Below are 14,570 nucleotides of genomic sequence, written 5' to 3' on the forward strand. Positions count from 1 at the left end.
GCAACACAACTCTTACGCTCGTGACACTTTGGCGTACCGAATCGTGCCTTCGAGCCGCTTTCAAGGCTTCAAATGGCCATCCGGGATACCAGATGGCGATTCCCGCCCCGACTGCCCGACCTGCCAGGATGGTCGGGTGGATGACGAGACGGATGCCGCCGGGCGGCGCATCGCACATGCCCTGCGGGAGCGGATCATCACCGGCGACATCGCGATGGGCGACAAGCTCGGCGAGCGTGACGTCGCCCTGCAGCTCGGAGTCTCGCGGGTGCCCGTCCGCGAGGCGCTGCAGCTGCTCGAGTCCGAGGGCTTCGTGTCGTCGTCGCACCGGCGGGCCGCGATCGTTCACACGTTCACGCTCGACGACGCCGTCGAGCTGTTCGACATGCGCATGCAGCTCGAGCCCTTCGCGGCATCCCTCGCCGCCCGCAACGCCGCGGCAGGCGCCGACACGACCCACCTGGTCGCCGCCCTCGAGGTCGCTCACGTCGCGCACGACGAGGACGCGCCGGCGTCGACCCGCAACTCCGATCTGCACGAGGAGATCTTCGCGCTCGCCGGACACCGCCTTCTGCTGCGGATGAGCGGCCAGCTTACGGGCCGCACACGCTGGCTCTTCCGCCTCACCCCGGAGCGCGACACGGAGCGCCGATGGGACGAGCACGACGAGATCGTCGAGGCCATCCTCGGTGGGCACGCGGATCTCGCGTTCGCGCTCGCAGCGGCCCACGTCGAGCGCGGGCGGGTCGAGTCGATGCCCCGTCTGGCCGAACGGCTGCCCGCCGAGCCCGTGCGACGTCGCCGTCGCGGCGCATCGAAGGGCTGACCGCGCGTCCGGCGCAGCCGATCAGTCGAGTGGCTTGCGCAGGAATATCTGGAAGGTGCCGTCGCCCTGCGGCACGCGCTCGGACTCGGCATACCCCTCGCGCTCGTAGAGGCGGAGGTTGGCTTCGCTGAGCGAGCCCGTGAACAGTTCGGCTTCGCGCGCACCGGCCTGCCGTCCGCGTTCCTCGACCGCGGCGAGCAGCGCGGTGCCGAGACCGGATCCCTGCTGGTCGGGGGCGATCGCGATGCGGCCGATGAGCAGCAGCTCGCCGTCGAGACGGGCGCGTGCCGCTCCGACGATGCGTCCGTCGTCGAGGGCGACGCAGCCGAGGTTCTCGTGCAGCTCGGCCCGGAGCTCGTCGAGGGTCTGGGTCAGGGGCGGCATGTCGGCCGCGTCGTAGATGAGGGCTTCGGACACGAACGCCGCGCGCTGCAGGGTCAGCACTTCACCCGCGTCGGCGGGGTCGATGGGGCGGATGTCGTGCTCGCGGGCCTCGGGGGCCATCAGGCGGCCGTCTCAGGGTCGATGATGCCGTGGCGGACGAAGGCGTTCCAGATGCCGTCGTCGAGGACGCCGGTGGTGACCTCGCCGGCGATGCGCTGGAGGTGCGGGTCGGCTTCGGCCATCGCGATCGCGGTGCCGCAGACCTCGAACATCTCGACGTCGTTCCAGCTGTCGCCGATTCCGATGGCGTCGGCGGCGTCGCGGCCGAGGTGGCTCAGCATCGCCTGGATGCCGGTCCCCTTGTTCGTGCCGCGCATACCGACCTCGCCGTTCGACCCGGTCGGCAGCGGCATGCTGCCCGGTATCACGTGGAACTCGTCGCCGAGGGCTCGCTGGGTCTTCTCGACGGCGTCGGGGTCGGAGCTGACGAACACCGCTTTGGCGATGTGGTCGAGATCGGCCTCCTCGACCGGGGCGAAGCGCGGCGCGGCCACGACGTCCTCGGCGAGGGCCACGGTGGAGAGGTCTTCAGCGTGACGGCGCCGGCGTTCGCTGATGAAGTCGGCGATGAAAGAGCGCACGCCCTCGCTCGCGTAGACCCCGGCGTGAGACTGGATGAAGTACCGCGTGCCCTGCTCGTCGAAGTAGGCCATGACGCGCTCGACGGCGGCGCGTGGCATCAGCTCGGCGAGCACCGTCTCGTCGCCGGAGACCGCGAGGGCCCCGCCGTTGGAGATGGCGCCGTCGAAGCCGATGTCGAGCACACGGGGGTTGATGTCGCCGGCGGCGCGTCCTGTGCAGAGGTAGACGAGGTGCCCGCGTTCACGCGCGGCGCGAACCGCTGCGATCGTCGAGGGGGCGATCGACTCGCCGTGCGCGAGGATGGTGCCGTCGACGTCGAGGAAGATGATGCGAGATTGCGACGTCACCCCTCCAGCGTAATGGGGCGATCTAGAGTGGCGACATGTCCGACGTCGCGACCGCTCTGTCCGACCGGCCGCTGTTGCTGGACGGCGGTCTGGGGACGACCCTCGAGGCAGGAGGACACGACCTCTCCGGTGAGCTGTGGTCGGCGCGCGTGCTGTCGGAGGCTCCGGCGGACGTCCGCGCGGCGCACGCCCGTTTCGCCGCTGCCGGCGCAGACATCCTCACCACGGCGTCGTACCAGATCGGGTTCGACAATCTGGCCGCGGCGGGCTTCGACGCCGCTCGCACCCGCCGGCTGCTGGACCTGTCGGTGCGGGTCGCCCGCGAGGGCGGGGCTGAGGCGGGGCGGGAGGTGCGGGTGGCCGCATCCGTCGGGCCGTTCGGTGCGACGCGGGCGGACGGCAGCGAATACACCGGCGACTACAGCCTCACCGCCGCCCAGCTCGAGCGCTGGCATCGTCGCCGTCTCGATGCGCTCGTCGCCGCCGAGCCCGACCTGCTGGCGGTCGAGACCATCGCCTCCCCAGCCGAGGCTGAGGCGGTCGCGCGTGCGGTCGAGGGCATCGGCATCCCGACATGGGTCGCGCTGTCGGCGGCGAGCACGGCGTTCGACGAGGCGTCGCTGCGCGAGACCCTCGTCGCGATCTCGCGGGTGCCGGGCGTCGTCGCCGTCGGGGTCAACTGCTGCCCGCCGGCCGCCGTGGCATCGGCCCTGACGTCGGCCGCAGCCGTGCCGTTCGTCGTCTACCCGAACAGCGGCGAGTCGTGGGATGCCGATTCGCGCGTCTGGACCGGCGAACCGGGCCACGCGCTGGCCGAGGCCGAAGACTGGATCCGGGCCGGCGCGCGCATCGTGGGCGGATGCTGCCGCACCACGCCCGACGATATCGCCGCTCTTGCTCGCCGGCTCAGATGAGGCCGTGGCGGACGAAGGCGTTGTGGATCCCGTCGTCGTCGATCGCCGTCGTCACCTCGTCGGCGAGGGCCTGCACCTCCGGCGCGGCGTTGCCCATCGCGATCGCGGTGCCGCACACCTCGAACATCTCGGCGTCGTTCCAGTTGTCTCCGATGCCGATCGCGTCGGCGGGATCCACGCCCAGGTGGGCGAGCACCTCCAGGATCGCGGCGCCCTTGTTCACGCCGCGCGGCGCCACTTCGCCCGAACTGCCCTCCGGCAGCGGGATCGTGCCCGAGACGACGGCGAAGTCGGGGGCGAGCTCGGCGAGCAGGTCGGCGACCGCGTCCGCGTCGTGCCCGAGGATGACGGCCTTGGCGACCTCGGCATCCGAGAAGTGGACCTCGTCGTCGAAGGTCTTCATGCCGACGCTGAAGAATTCGAGCTCGTCGGGGTCGACCCCCGCGGCCCGGGCGTCGTCGGCGTGGCGGGCGCGGTCGCGCTCGAGCCGGTCCGCGAGCAGGTCCGGCAGACCGGGGCTCGCGAACATACGGTCGAAGGACTGGTAGTACCAGTGGATGCCGCGTGCCTCGAACGCGGCGCTGAGGCGCGCGACCTCGGCGGCGGTCATGAGTCGCGAGACGATCAGCTCGTCGCCCACGCCGGCGAACGCGCCGCCGTTCGTGACGGCGCCGTCGAAGCCGATGTCGAGGATGCGGCCGCGCAGCTCGGCCATGCCGCGTCCCGTGCTCAACAGCACGAGGTGGCCGTTCTCGCGCGCGCGGCGGACGGCGGCGACAGCGGACTCGGGCAGGTGGGTGCCGTCCTGCAGGAGCGTGCCGTCGACATCGAGGAAGACGGCGCGGCGGCGGAAGTCGGACGAAGTCATGCGATCCCCTCTCGGATGCGGAGAAGGGCGCGGTCGCGGGCCAGAAGGAGGGCCCCGCGACCGCGCCCGGTCGGGTCGGCGTCTCAGCGGGTGAGCGAGGCGCCGTTGGTGCGGATGACCTCGGCGTACCAGCCGAACGACTTCTTCTCGTAGCGCTCGAGCGTGCCCGAGCCGTCGTCGTTGCGGTCGACGTAGATGAAGCCGTACCGCTTGCTCAGCTGCGCGGTCGAGGCGCTGACCAGGTCGATGCAGCCCCACGAGGTGTAGCCGAGCACCTCGACGCCGTCGGCGATCGCTTCGCCGACCTGCACGAGGTGGTCGTTGAGGTAGGCGATGCGGTAGTCGTCGATGACCGTCTTGACGCCGTCGACCTCGACGAGCTGGTCTTTCGCGCCCAGACCGTTCTCGACGATGAACAGCGGCTTCTGCCAGCGGTCCCAGAACTGGTTGAGCACGAGGCGCAGGCCCACGGGGTCGATCTGCCAGCCCCACTCGCTCGCCTCGAGGGTCGGGTTCGGAACGCCGCCCATGATGTTGCCCTCGCCGGTGACCTTCTTCGCGGGGTCGGCGGTCGCGGCGACCGACATGTAGTAGCTGAACGACACGAAGTCGACCGTGTTGGTCAGGTCGTCGCGGTCCTCGTCGGTGATGTCGAGCTCGATGCCCTTCTCCGCGAGGGTGCGCAGGAAGTACCCGGGGTAGGCGCCGCGGGTGTGCACGTCGCCGTAGACGAGGTTCGAGTGGTCGAACGACATGACCTCCAGCGCGTCTGCGGGCGACGGCGAGAGCGGGTACACGGGCATCGACAGCACCATGCAGCCGATCTGCGCGTTCGGGGCGACCTCGCGTGCGATGCGCGTCGCGCGGGCCGAGGCCACGAGCTCGTGGTGCATCGCCTGGTAGAGCTGCTGCTCGGTCAGCTCGTCCTTCGGGGTGTTGATGCCGCCCGACATGAAGGGGGCGTGGAGGAGGGAGTTGATCTCGTTGAAGGTCAGCCAGTACTTCACCCGGGCGCCGTAGCGCTCGAAGAGGGTGCGCGCGTAGTTCTCGTAGAAGGCGATGAGGCGGCGGTCGGTCCACCCGTCGTAGGTCTCGGCGAGGTGGAGCGGCGTCTCGTAGTGCGAGATGGTGACGAGCGGCTCGATGCCGTGCTTCTCGAGCTCGTCGAGGACGCGGTCGTAGAAGGCGAGGCCCTCTTCGTTGGGCTCGGTCTCGTCGCCCTTCGGGAAGATGCGGCTCCACGCGATGGAGAAGCGGAAGGTCTTGAAGCCCATCTTGGCGAAGAGGGCGATGTCTTCGGCGTAGCGGTGGTAGAAGTCGATGCCGACGAGCTTGAGGTTGTCGGGGGTCGGCTCGTCGGTGCGGGCGCCGACGATGCCGCGGGGCATGACGTCCTGCACCGAGAGCCCCTTGCCGCCTTCGTCGTAGGCGCCCTCGAGCTGATTCGCGGCGGTCGCTCCGCCCCAGAGGAATCCGTCGGGGAAGGTGGTGGTGCTCATGGCTCTCTCGTTTCGTATCGCTTGGCCCGCAGGTGGCGGGACTGTGTATCGCTGGTCCCGCGGCTGGCGGGACGGGTGGGGGAGGGGGCGCGGTCCGGTTCCGCGCCCCCTCCGCGCGGGGTGTCGCTCAGTTCGCGAGCGCGGACTCGACCGAGACCGCCGTGAACAGCGGCTCGCCGTGCGCGATCGGGCCGGACGCCTGGCCGGCCAGAGCGGGGTACAGCTCGCCGTTGGTGACGATGACGGGCGTCGTCAGGTCGTAGCCCGCACGCTCGATCGCGTCGCCGTCGAACTCGACGAGCAGGTCGCCGGCCTTGACCTCCTGGCCGGTGGTGACCTTGACGTCGAAGTGCGCGCCCGCGAGCTTCACCGTGTCGATGCCGATGTGGATGAGCACCTCGGCGCCGTCGGCGTGACGGAGGCCGATCGCGTGACCGGTCGGGAACGCGGCTGCGACGGTTGCGTCGAACGGGGCGTACACGGCGCCCGAACGCGGCTTGATCGCGACGCCGTCTCCGAGGCTGCCCTCGGCGAAGGCGGCGTCGGGAGTCTCGCTCAGCGGCACGACCGTGCCGTCGACGGGGCTCAGCACGACGACGTCGTTGCCGGATGCCGCGGGGGCCGCGGCCGGTGCGGCATCCTCTTCCGGCTCCGTGAATCCGACGATCGCGGTGAGCAGGAACGGGATGACGATCGCGGCGGCGAGTCCGATGATCAGCATGACCATGTTGCCGTTGCCGAACAGGGCCGGGAGGGCCAGCCCGGAGGGCACGACGAACGCCGTCGAGAACACGCCGCCCATCGCGATGATGGCGCCACCGATCACACCGCCGACGATGCCGAAGGCGAAGGGGCGCTTGAGCGGCAGGTTGATGCCGTAGATGGCGGGCTCGGTGATGCCGGCGAGGAAGCCCGAGAGCGTTGCGGGGGCGGCGAGCGACTTGAGGTTCTTGTTGCGGGCGCGCACCCACACACCGGCGACGGCAGCGGCCTGCGCGAGGACGGCTGCGAACACGGGGCCGATGAGCAGGATCTGACCGGTGGTCTGGTACTCCAGCGTGAACAGCGGCACGAGACCCCAGTGCAGACCGAAGATGACGAAGACCTGCCAGAAGCCGCCCATGATGGCGCCGCCGGCCCACGGCGCGTTCTCGAAGACCCAGCCGATGCCGTTGCCGAGCGCGCCGCTGAGGATCGCGGAGATCGGACCGATGACGACGAAGACGATCGGGACGGCGATGAGCACGACGATCATCGGGGTGACGAAGCGGCGCACCGCGCCCGGGAGCTTCGCGTAGAGGAACTTCTCGGCGTGGCTCTGCAGCCAGACGATCACGATGATCGGGATGACGCTCGAGACGTAGGTGACCATCGTGAAGGGGATGCCGAAGAAGGTCAGGCCCTCGACCCCGACCAACGGGGTGATCGTCGGGTAGAGCAGCGCTGCCGCGATCGCGAAGGCGGTGAACTCGTTGGCCTTGAAGTAGCGCGCCGCGGTGAAGGCGAGCGCCATCGGCAGGAAGTTGATGAGGCCGTCCGACAGGGCGTTGAGCACCGCGTAGGTCGAGTTGTCGGTGGTGATCCACCCGAACGTGACCGCCGCAGCGAGGAACGCCTTGAGCAGACCGGTACCCGCCAGGGCCCACAGCAACGGCGTGAAGATCGCCGAGATCATCGAGATGAAGCGGTTGAAGAGGTTGCCCTTGGGGCCCTCGGATGCCGCGGCGTCGGAGCCGGCGCCGAACTTCGAGATCTTGCCGATCTCGGCGAACACGTCGGGGACGTCGTTGCCGATGACGACCTGATACTGGCCGCCGGCCTGGGCGACGGTGACGACGCCGGGCACGGCCTTGACGGCGGCGGTGTTCGCCTTCGACTCGTCCTTCAGCACGAAACGCAGACGAGTCGCGCAGTGGACGAGGGAGTTCACGTTCTCCTCGCCGCCGACGCCCTCCAGGACGCCGGCCGCGGTCTTCGAGTAATCCATCGGGACTGCTCGCTTTCTGCCGCAGCATCGCGGCACTCGGGTGGAGGAAGCCGCCGCATCCCGTTTCCGGGCAACAAAAAAACCTGAACTCGTTCACCGCCGATCAAAGCGATGTGAGTTCAGGTTTTGCCCGCTGCCGCGGTAACAATCCGGAGACTTCCACAGGGCAGCGACGCCCTGCGAGGGTCACGGTACCACGCGTGTGGTGTCTTCGCCAGTGCCGTTCGCCCCGACCTGCGTCGCGAGGCGCTCGACGTGGACGATGACGTAGAGCAGCTCCTCGTCGGTCAGCTCCGACTCGGTCGCGGCGCGGACGTAGGCCTTGACCTCCTCCGCGATCGCGTACGACCGGGGATAGCTGTGCTTGGCGAACTCGAAGAACGAGGTGTCGGCGCTGCGCAGCATCGTCTTGGAGACGAGGCGCTGCAGCAGGAATTGGATGTGCAGGATGAAGCGCGCGTAGTCGGGGCTGTCGGTGTCGAGTTTGACGCCGAGGCCGTTCTCGACCGTCATGACGACGTGCTGCAGACGGCGGAAGAGAAGGGCCGCCGTGCCGTTGGGTTCGTCACGAGTCGCGTTGAGCAGGTGCATCGTGAGGAACACGGCCTCTTCGTCGGGCAGCTCGCGATCGAGCGACTCGGAGATCGCGGTGGCCATCCGCTGCGCCGCGGAGAACTCGTGCGGGTGCAGCACGCGCAGTTCGGGCATGTTGGTCGCGGGGATCCGGATGCCGTTGTCGAGCCGTTCGAGCACGAACTGGATGTGATCGATGACGGCCATCGTGAAGAACCGGTCGAGGTGGTGGCCGAGACGGCGCTCGGCCTCGTCGACGGCGCGAGTGACGGCTTCGACGACCGGATAGGGAACGTTGGTCAGCAGCTGCCGCTCGCGGTCACCGGCATCCCCCGCATCGAGGATGAAGGTCTTCTCGACCTTGTCGGGGTCGAGGGTGTCGGAGGGCTTCAGCTGGAATCCGAGTCCGCGCCCCATGAGCACGCGCTCGCGGCCGTGCTCGTCGAGGGTGATGACGACGTTGTTGTTCAGCACCTTGTGCACGACGGTGCCGCGCGGGGGCGGAGCGACGTCGTCGAGGTTCATGGCTGAAGTCTAGGGCGGGAGGGGTCGGGGGCCGCCGGGCACGGCGAATGCCGGCGGCCAGCCTTCGCGCAGCCGGCGCCGGTACCCTGGATCATATGACCGATTCTGATCCCGTGCGCGAGACCGCGTCGTCCGTGCGCGAGACCGCGTCGCGCGTGCGCTCCACCAAGCCGCGCCAGGTGCGCCCCGCGACCGAGGGGTGGTCGCAGCAGAAGGACGAGTCCGGTCGCCCCCTCCTCCAGTTCGCGAGCCCGAAGCGCGGCAAGCCGCCCGTCCACCTCGCCGACCTCACCCCCGAGCAGCGCGTCGATAAGGTCAAGGAGCTCGGCATGCCGGGCTTCCGGGCCAAGCAGCTCGAGAAGCACTACTTCCGTCACTTCACCTCGGATGCCGCGGAGATGACCGACCTGCCCGCCGCGGGGCGCGACGAGCTCGTCGCGGGTCTGCTGCCGCCGCTGCTGACCGAGGTGCGCCGACTCGAGACCGACCGCGGCGACACGATCAAGTTCCTGTGGAAGCTCCACGACGGCGCCCTCGTCGAGTCGGTGCTGATGCGCTACACCGGCCGCATCACGCTGTGCGTGTCGAGCCAGGCCGGATGCGGCATGAACTGCCCGTTCTGCGCGACGGGCCAGGCGGGCCTGACCCGCAACATGTCGGCCGCCGAGATCATCGAGCAGGTGGTCCGGGCGAACCGTCTCATCGCGGACGGAGGCCTCGGCGATCCCCGCAAGGTCGGGCACGAGGGCGAGCGCGTCACGAACATCGTCTTCATGGGCATGGGCGAGCCGCTGGCGAACTACGCCCGCGTCATGCAGGCGGTGCGCACGATGGTCGATAAGGATCACGGCATCGGCATGAGCGCCCGCGGCATCACGGTGTCGACGGTGGGCCTCGTGCCCGCGATCCAGAAGCTGACGAAGGAGGACATCCCCGTCACCTTCGCTCTCTCGCTGCACGCCCCCGACGACCAGCTGCGCGACGAGCTCATCCCCGTCAACTCACGCTGGAAGGTCGACGAGGCGCTCGACGCCGCGAAGGCCTACTTCGATGAGACGGGCCGGCGGGTGTCGATCGAGTACGCCCTCATCAAGGACATGAACGACCACGCGTGGCGCGCCGACCTCCTCGCCGAGAAGCTCAACGCCCGCGGTCGGGGGTGGGTGCACGTGAACCCGATCCCGTTGAACCCCACGCCGGGCTCGATCTGGACCTCGTCCGAGCCCGAGGTGCAGGACGAGTTCGTGCGACGGCTCAACGAGGCCGGCATCCCGACGACTCTCCGCGACACGCGCGGCAAGGAGATCGACGGCGCATGCGGTCAGCTCGTGGCGACCGAGGACGACCAGCGCGCGGCCGACACCGTTCCTGCGGGTTGAGGTCATAAGACGCAACTCCGGCCCGTCCGGACCCACCGGGAGGTAGCGTTTTCCCATGGTTGAGTATCGCTACCTCGGCAACAGTGGATTCAAGGTCTCGGAGATCACGTACGGAAACTGGGTGACGCATGCGTCGCAGGTGGAGAACGACGCGGCCATCGCGACCGTCCACAAGGCGCTGGACCTCGGCATCACCTCGTTCGACACCGCGGACGCTTACGCGAACACGGCAGCGGAGGTCGTCCTCGGCGATGCGCTGAAGGGCCAGCCCCGCGAGACGCTCGAGATCTTCACCAAGGTGTACTGGCCGACCGGCCGCAAGGGCCCTAACGATCAGGGGCTTTCGCGCAAGCACATCTTCGACAGCATCAACGGATCGCTCCGCCGTCTCGGCGTCGACTACGTCGACCTCTACCAGGCGCACCGGTACGACTACGAGACGCCGCTGGAAGAGACGATGCAGGCCTTCGCCGACATCGTCCGCCAGGGCAAGGCGCTCTACATCGGCGTCAGCGAGTGGACCGCCGAGCAGCTGCGCGAGGGGCACGCCCTGGCGAAGCAGCTCGGTTTCCAGCTCGTGTCGAACCAGCCGCAGTACTCGGCGCTGTGGCGCGTCATCGAGGGCAAGGTCATCCCCACCTCGCAGGAGCTCGGCATCTCGCAGATCGTCTGGTCGCCGCTCGCGCAGGGCGTCCTGACCGGCAAGTACCAGCCCGGTCAGCCCGTGCCCGAGGGGTCGCGCGCGACCGACGAGAAGAGCGGCGCGAACTTCATCAAGCGCTTCTTGAACGACGAGGTGCTCACGGCCGTCCAGAAGCTGGAGCCGATCGCCGACGAGGCGGGCCTCACCGTCGCGCAGCTCTCGCTCGCGTGGGTGCTCCACAACGAGAACATCGCGGCGGCGCTCGTCGGCGCCTCGCGCCCGGAGCAGCTCGAGGACACCGTCAAGGCCTCGGGCGTCAAGCTCGAGCAGTCGGCGTACGACGCGATCAACGACGCCCTCGCCGGCGTCGCGGTGACCGATCCGGCCGAGACCGACAACGTCTCGCCGAAGACGCGCCCGGCCTGATCCGGGCTGATCGTGGTCACGACGAGCGCCGGCATCCTGCCCTACCGCATTGCTGCGGACGGCACGGTGTCGGCGCTCGTCGCACACATGGGCGGGCCGTTCTGGTCGGCCAAGGATGCCGGAGCCTGGTCGATCGTCAAGGGCGAGTACGACCCCGACCGCGAGGCGGCGCTGGACGCGGCCCGCCGCGAGTTCCGCGAAGAGCTCGGGCTCGAACCGCCCGAGGGCGAGTACGCCGAGCTGGGCACCTTCTCGTACTCGTCGGGCAAGCGCATCACGGTGTTCGTCGTCGACGGCGCCGATCTCGACGTCTCGGGTGCGGTTTTCGGGGAGTTCGAGATGGAGTGGCCGCCGCGGTCAGGGCGTACGGCATCCTTTCCGGAGGTCGACCGCGTCGAGTGGGTCGACCTCGGCCGCGCCCGCGAGCTGCTCGTGAAGGGTCAGCGACCGGCCCTCGACCGGCTCGACCAACTCCTGGATGGGGAGAACTCCCCATCGCCGTGACCGCCCGAGTGTTCCTATGCTGTTCCACGACAACCTGGGGGGACCGCAATGGCCGACGGCGTAGACATTCCGCTCGACTCGATGCAAGCGCTCAGCGATGCGCTGAGCGACATCATCGCCGAGTTCGAGGACGCCGGCTCGCGCACCGGTGACCTGGTGGGTGCGATCGGCAACCCCCAGGGCGACAGTCGTCTCGCCCGTGCCGCCGAGGACTTCGAGTCCGAGTGGGACGACAAGCGCGAGACCCAGCGTCGCAACCTCGAAGAGATGAAGAAGCGCCTCGACGACGCCCGCGAGGGCTGGGAGCAGGCCGATCTGGAACTCGCGCAGAGCATGGAGTCCGCCGAATGACCGAGAACTCGTTCATCTACTCCCGCGAGGAGATGCCCTCGACGCCGGGTCGTCGGCGGGTGCGCAAGATCGAGGGTGATCCCGGTGCGATCAGCGCACGGGCTGCCGACATCGAGTCGCTCGGCGACAAGATGGCTCGTGCGGCGGCGACCCTTGAGCGGTTCGCCGACGGCACCGTGGGCCGTGGCGAGTCGTTCGAGGCGGTCCGCGAGCAGGCGAAGGAGGTCTACGAAGACCTGCAGACGGCGGCTCGCCGGTACCGCCCCAGTGGCACCGCGCTGGCGGCGTATGCGACCGCGCTCAGCACCGTCCAGGCCGACAGCGACTGGCGGGTCGACGGAGCGAACCGGACGTGGCCCGAGGTCAACGAGGCATCGCGCGCCCTGAGCGGTGCGGAAGCCGACCAGCACGAGTTCGACACCCAGGAACGCCTGCATCCCGACGTCGAGCAGACCGGCACGCGGCCCAGCACCGCCGGCGCGCAGGCAGCGTTCGATGCCGCGGTGTCGTCGTGGGAGGCCTACTGGGGAACCTACGACGCGCCTGTCGAGACATGGGAGTCGGCCTACGACACGGCCGTCAACAGCCTCGAGCGCACGAACGCCGACGGCGTGTCCGACAGCTTCTGGGACAACTCGATGCCGTTCGTCGAGGCCATGCTCGACGTTCTGCTCGTCGTCGGCGTGATCTTGCTCGTGGTCGCTTTCCTCGTGACCGGCCCACTTGCATTGCTTGCCGGTGTGCTGGCCGCAGTGGCTGGAGTGCTGAGCCTTCTCGGCGAGATCGCCAAGCTGAACGCCGGGCGCGGTGACTGGCAGAGCGTCGCACTCGCCGCCGTCGGCATCATCCCCTTCGGCAAGCTCGCCAAGCTGGGGGACCTCGCTCAATTCGCGGGGGCAGGCGCCCGGTTCCCGCGGCTCAGCGGTGCATTTCGTCTCGGCGGGAGCGAGTTCGCCGACCTCCATACGTCACTGAACCAGTTCCTCACCAGACGCATCCCCGATCTATTCACCGTGCACGGCCTGAACTCGCAGAATCTCATGCGGGTCGTGAACATGCCCGCCTACCTCGCGCAGGGCAATCGCTGGGTCGGCGGGTGGAGGGCTGGGTGGAACGCCCTCGCTGGCAACCCGACAAACCTGCCGGAGGCTCTCGGCGGCTCTATCGACGTGATGCTCGACGTCATCGGGATCGCCAAGGATGGTAGCGAACGTCTCACCTCGCTCGCGCGATAAGCTCGGCAGCTGTACCGCGTTCGGTCGTCCGCCGGGGGAGGCTGACATGTCATCGCATGTTTCCGAGATAGTCCTGCGCGCTGACCCCGCGATCTGGAGTCCCGTGCCCCACGCTCACGCGGAGGTAAACAATTGGATCGCCGCCCGGGTGGCCAGCGCCCCGGCAGATACTGCTAGACATGTCGAGGACGCCGCCCGGCTTGCGCTCTATGCAACGCTCGGCAGCGAGCTCAGCCTCGCGCTGCTGCTCACCGTGCCATCGTCGGGGATCTACGGAATGCTGGGGGTGCTCGGGGTCGCCGGTGCCCCCGCGCCCTCGAATGCGGAGGAAGCGCGCGATGTCGCCGAAGCGCTGCTCCCTTCGCCTTGGGGCGCGGAGATGTTAGCGGTGGATCTCGGCACCGCCCGTGGGTGGCGTGCGACCGTGCTGGACCCGGTTCAGCGCGACGACGATGGCGTCGCCCTGCCGCAGACCGTGTCGACGGCATACGTCTTGGACGTCGATGGTCGCTGTGTCGTCGCTGCACTCTCGCCGCTCGCACCCCTTGCGGCGGCTGCGGCTCAGGTGCTGGCGCAGCGCGCGCTCTCGACTATCGACGTATCCGAAAGGTCTGAGGTATGACAGATACGCAGCTGATGGCGCAGCTCGCCGCCGTGCGCGCGGAGATCGCGCCGGCACTGCCCCGGAACGTGGAACCGCACATCGTCGAACTCGCGGCTTTCAGCGCCGTTGGCGAGCGCGAGCTCGCGCTAAGAGTGTGGCACGAAGCTCGCGAGGCGGCGGAGGAGGCTCGTCGCGCGATGCGACGTCGTCTGCGCGAACGGCACGGCGCGAGACACCCGGGCGGGTGGCCGCTCACGGTGCTGTTCGTCGGTGCGCTGTGCGCGGCGGTGGCGGCCGCCCTCGCCAGCGGCGTCCGGTTCGACCCGGAAGACACGGCGACCGTCACCGTCGTGCTCGCAGGTGTCGCGGCCGCGACCTGCGTCGTCGTCATGGTCGCGGCCCGCGGGCGCGCCCTCAACCGCGCAGTCATCCGCATACATGGTGTTGTCACAGTCGGCCTCCTCGCAACAGCGGCTTTCGCGATGAGCCGGGACTCCGGTCCGCTGACGCCGGCTGTGCTCATCGCTGCTTTCGTCGGGGTCGTTGGATTCGTCATCGTGCTCGTTGCCCGGGCGCGCAACGCCGCAGACACCGAGGCTGTCGACACCGCGGCGAACGTTGGGCTTGCCGAGACGCTGCCCGAGGTGGAGGCGGTATCGCTGCGGCTGCGCTCCGAGGTCTCGGCCGCCCTGCCGCCCGAGCGTGCACGCCGAATCGTGGAGCTGCGGACCGCGACGCTCGAGGGGCTCTCGGCGCAAGGCATCCTGATCGAGCCCGTCGATTCCCGGACTCCCGCGGGCGGAGTGATCATCGATGCCATGCTCGCCGCCTGGGTTCCGGACGTCATGAATGACGAGATCTGA

The 14,570-nt window shown here is 69.1% G+C and carries 15 protein-coding genes; 9 read left to right on the plus strand and 6 right to left on the minus strand.

Annotated features, from left to right (window positions below; translation table 11 throughout):
- Window positions 1–136 precede the first annotated feature (136 nt).
- Window positions 137–826, plus strand: coding sequence for a GntR family transcriptional regulator (locus tag C1N74_RS02270; protein WP_023952699.1), 690 nt, complete (start codon window positions 137–139; stop codon window positions 824–826).
- A gap of 21 nt (window positions 827–847) precedes the next feature.
- Here C1N74_RS02270 and C1N74_RS02275 read toward each other — a convergent pair whose 3' ends face one another.
- Together C1N74_RS02275 and C1N74_RS02280 are read right to left on the minus strand one after the other, a co-directional pair.
- Window positions 848–1,330: a GNAT family N-acetyltransferase gene (locus C1N74_RS02275; protein ID WP_064956323.1), complete on the minus strand. Its 483-nt coding sequence runs from the start codon at window positions 1,328–1,330 to the stop codon at window positions 848–850.
- Window positions 1,330–2,199, minus strand: a complete 870-nt coding sequence (locus C1N74_RS02280; RefSeq protein ID WP_064956322.1) for a Cof-type HAD-IIB family hydrolase — start codon at window positions 2,197–2,199, stop codon at window positions 1,330–1,332. The genes C1N74_RS02275 and C1N74_RS02280 overlap by 1 nt, the downstream gene beginning before the upstream one ends.
- A 35-nt stretch (window positions 2,200–2,234) precedes the next feature.
- Between C1N74_RS02280 and mmuM the strand changes: the two genes are divergently transcribed.
- Window positions 2,235–3,113: a homocysteine S-methyltransferase gene (mmuM, locus tag C1N74_RS02285; protein WP_137749878.1), complete on the plus strand. Its 879-nt coding sequence runs from the start codon at window positions 2,235–2,237 to the stop codon at window positions 3,111–3,113.
- Here the strand turns inward: mmuM and C1N74_RS02290 are convergent.
- The 4 genes from C1N74_RS02290 to C1N74_RS02305 all read right to left on the minus strand — a co-directional run bounded on the left by C1N74_RS02290 (window position 3,106) and on the right by C1N74_RS02305 (window position 8,565).
- Window positions 3,106–3,981, minus strand: a complete 876-nt coding sequence (locus tag C1N74_RS02290) for an HAD hydrolase family protein (protein WP_023952691.1) — start codon at window positions 3,979–3,981, stop codon at window positions 3,106–3,108. The two genes, mmuM and C1N74_RS02290, sit on opposite strands and share 8 nt — an antisense overlap.
- Before the next feature lie 83 nt (window positions 3,982–4,064).
- Window positions 4,065–5,480, minus strand: a complete 1,416-nt coding sequence (locus tag C1N74_RS02295) for a glycoside hydrolase family 1 protein (protein WP_023952689.1) — start codon at window positions 5,478–5,480, stop codon at window positions 4,065–4,067.
- A gap of 127 nt (window positions 5,481–5,607) precedes the next feature.
- Complete coding sequence (locus C1N74_RS02300) at window positions 5,608–7,467, minus strand: beta-glucoside-specific PTS transporter subunit IIABC (RefSeq protein WP_071918594.1); 1,860 nt, start codon at window positions 7,465–7,467, stop codon at window positions 5,608–5,610.
- Window positions 7,468–7,653: 186 nt separating this feature from the next.
- Entirely contained in the window at window positions 7,654–8,565 is a 912-nt protein-coding gene (locus C1N74_RS02305; protein WP_137749879.1) for a PRD domain-containing protein, read from the minus strand.
- A 95-nt stretch (window positions 8,566–8,660) separates the two neighbouring features.
- Here C1N74_RS02305 and rlmN point away from each other — a divergent pair, with 95 nt between their 5' ends.
- The 7 genes from rlmN to C1N74_RS02340 are packed head-to-tail and all read left to right on the plus strand — an operon-like array spanning window position 8,661 to window position 14,570.
- The gene (rlmN, locus tag C1N74_RS02310) at window positions 8,661–9,944 is read left to right on the plus strand and encodes a 23S rRNA (adenine(2503)-C(2))-methyltransferase RlmN (RefSeq protein ID WP_137749880.1); all 1,284 of its coding nucleotides are present in this window, start codon (window positions 8,661–8,663) and stop codon (window positions 9,942–9,944) included.
- Between the two features lie 55 nt (window positions 9,945–9,999).
- Window positions 10,000–11,013 (plus strand): aldo/keto reductase family protein, encoded by a 1,014-nt coding sequence (locus C1N74_RS02315; RefSeq protein ID WP_137749881.1) that lies wholly within the window; start codon window positions 10,000–10,002, stop codon window positions 11,011–11,013.
- Window positions 11,014–11,025: 12 nt separating this feature from the next.
- Window positions 11,026–11,517: an NUDIX domain-containing protein gene (locus tag C1N74_RS02320; protein ID WP_023952678.1), complete on the plus strand. Its 492-nt coding sequence runs from the start codon at window positions 11,026–11,028 to the stop codon at window positions 11,515–11,517.
- 48 nt (window positions 11,518–11,565) lie between these two features.
- Entirely contained in the window at window positions 11,566–11,868 is a 303-nt protein-coding gene (locus tag C1N74_RS02325; protein ID WP_023952676.1) for a hypothetical protein, read from the plus strand.
- Complete coding sequence (locus C1N74_RS02330; RefSeq protein WP_023952675.1) at window positions 11,865–13,103, plus strand: hypothetical protein; 1,239 nt, start codon at window positions 11,865–11,867, stop codon at window positions 13,101–13,103. Before C1N74_RS02325 ends, C1N74_RS02330 begins: the two co-directional genes overlap by 4 nt.
- Before the next feature lie 46 nt (window positions 13,104–13,149).
- Window positions 13,150–13,725 (plus strand): hypothetical protein, encoded by a 576-nt coding sequence (locus C1N74_RS02335; RefSeq protein WP_023952672.1) that lies wholly within the window; start codon window positions 13,150–13,152, stop codon window positions 13,723–13,725.
- Window positions 13,722–14,570, plus strand: coding sequence for a hypothetical protein (locus C1N74_RS02340; protein WP_137749882.1), 849 nt, complete (start codon window positions 13,722–13,724; stop codon window positions 14,568–14,570). The genes C1N74_RS02335 and C1N74_RS02340 overlap by 4 nt, the downstream gene beginning before the upstream one ends.

The organism is Microbacterium sp. SGAir0570 (assembly GCF_005491085.2).
In the GTDB taxonomy this organism is placed as follows: Bacteria; Actinomycetota; Actinomycetes; order Actinomycetales; family Microbacteriaceae; genus Microbacterium; species Microbacterium arborescens.

What these genes read in the sequence shown, in the direction of transcription:
- rlmN (WP_137749880.1), top strand. Translation starts at nt 8,661, where the DNA reads ATGACCGATTCTGATCCCGTGCGCGAGACCGCGTCGTCCGTGCGCGAG.
- C1N74_RS02325 (WP_023952676.1), top strand. Translation starts at nt 11,566, where the DNA reads ATGGCCGACGGCGTAGACATTCCGCTCGACTCGATGCAAGCGCTCAGC.
- C1N74_RS02305 (WP_137749879.1), bottom strand. Translation starts at nt 8,565, where the DNA reads ATGAACCTCGACGACGTCGCTCCGCCCCCGCGCGGCACCGTCGTGCAC.
- C1N74_RS02290 (WP_023952691.1), bottom strand. Translation starts at nt 3,981, where the DNA reads ATGACTTCGTCCGACTTCCGCCGCCGCGCCGTCTTCCTCGATGTCGAC.
- C1N74_RS02340 (WP_137749882.1), top strand. Translation starts at nt 13,722, where the DNA reads ATGACAGATACGCAGCTGATGGCGCAGCTCGCCGCCGTGCGCGCGGAG.
- C1N74_RS02275 (WP_064956323.1), bottom strand. Translation starts at nt 1,330, where the DNA reads ATGGCCCCCGAGGCCCGCGAGCACGACATCCGCCCCATCGACCCCGCC.
- C1N74_RS02335 (WP_023952672.1), top strand. Translation starts at nt 13,150, where the DNA reads ATGTCATCGCATGTTTCCGAGATAGTCCTGCGCGCTGACCCCGCGATC.
- C1N74_RS02300 (WP_071918594.1), bottom strand. Translation starts at nt 7,467, where the DNA reads ATGGATTACTCGAAGACCGCGGCCGGCGTCCTGGAGGGCGTCGGCGGC.
- C1N74_RS02330 (WP_023952675.1), top strand. Translation starts at nt 11,865, where the DNA reads ATGACCGAGAACTCGTTCATCTACTCCCGCGAGGAGATGCCCTCGACG.
- C1N74_RS02295 (WP_023952689.1), bottom strand. Translation starts at nt 5,480, where the DNA reads ATGAGCACCACCACCTTCCCCGACGGATTCCTCTGGGGCGGAGCGACC.
- C1N74_RS02315 (WP_137749881.1), top strand. Translation starts at nt 10,000, where the DNA reads ATGGTTGAGTATCGCTACCTCGGCAACAGTGGATTCAAGGTCTCGGAG.
- mmuM (WP_137749878.1), top strand. Translation starts at nt 2,235, where the DNA reads ATGTCCGACGTCGCGACCGCTCTGTCCGACCGGCCGCTGTTGCTGGAC.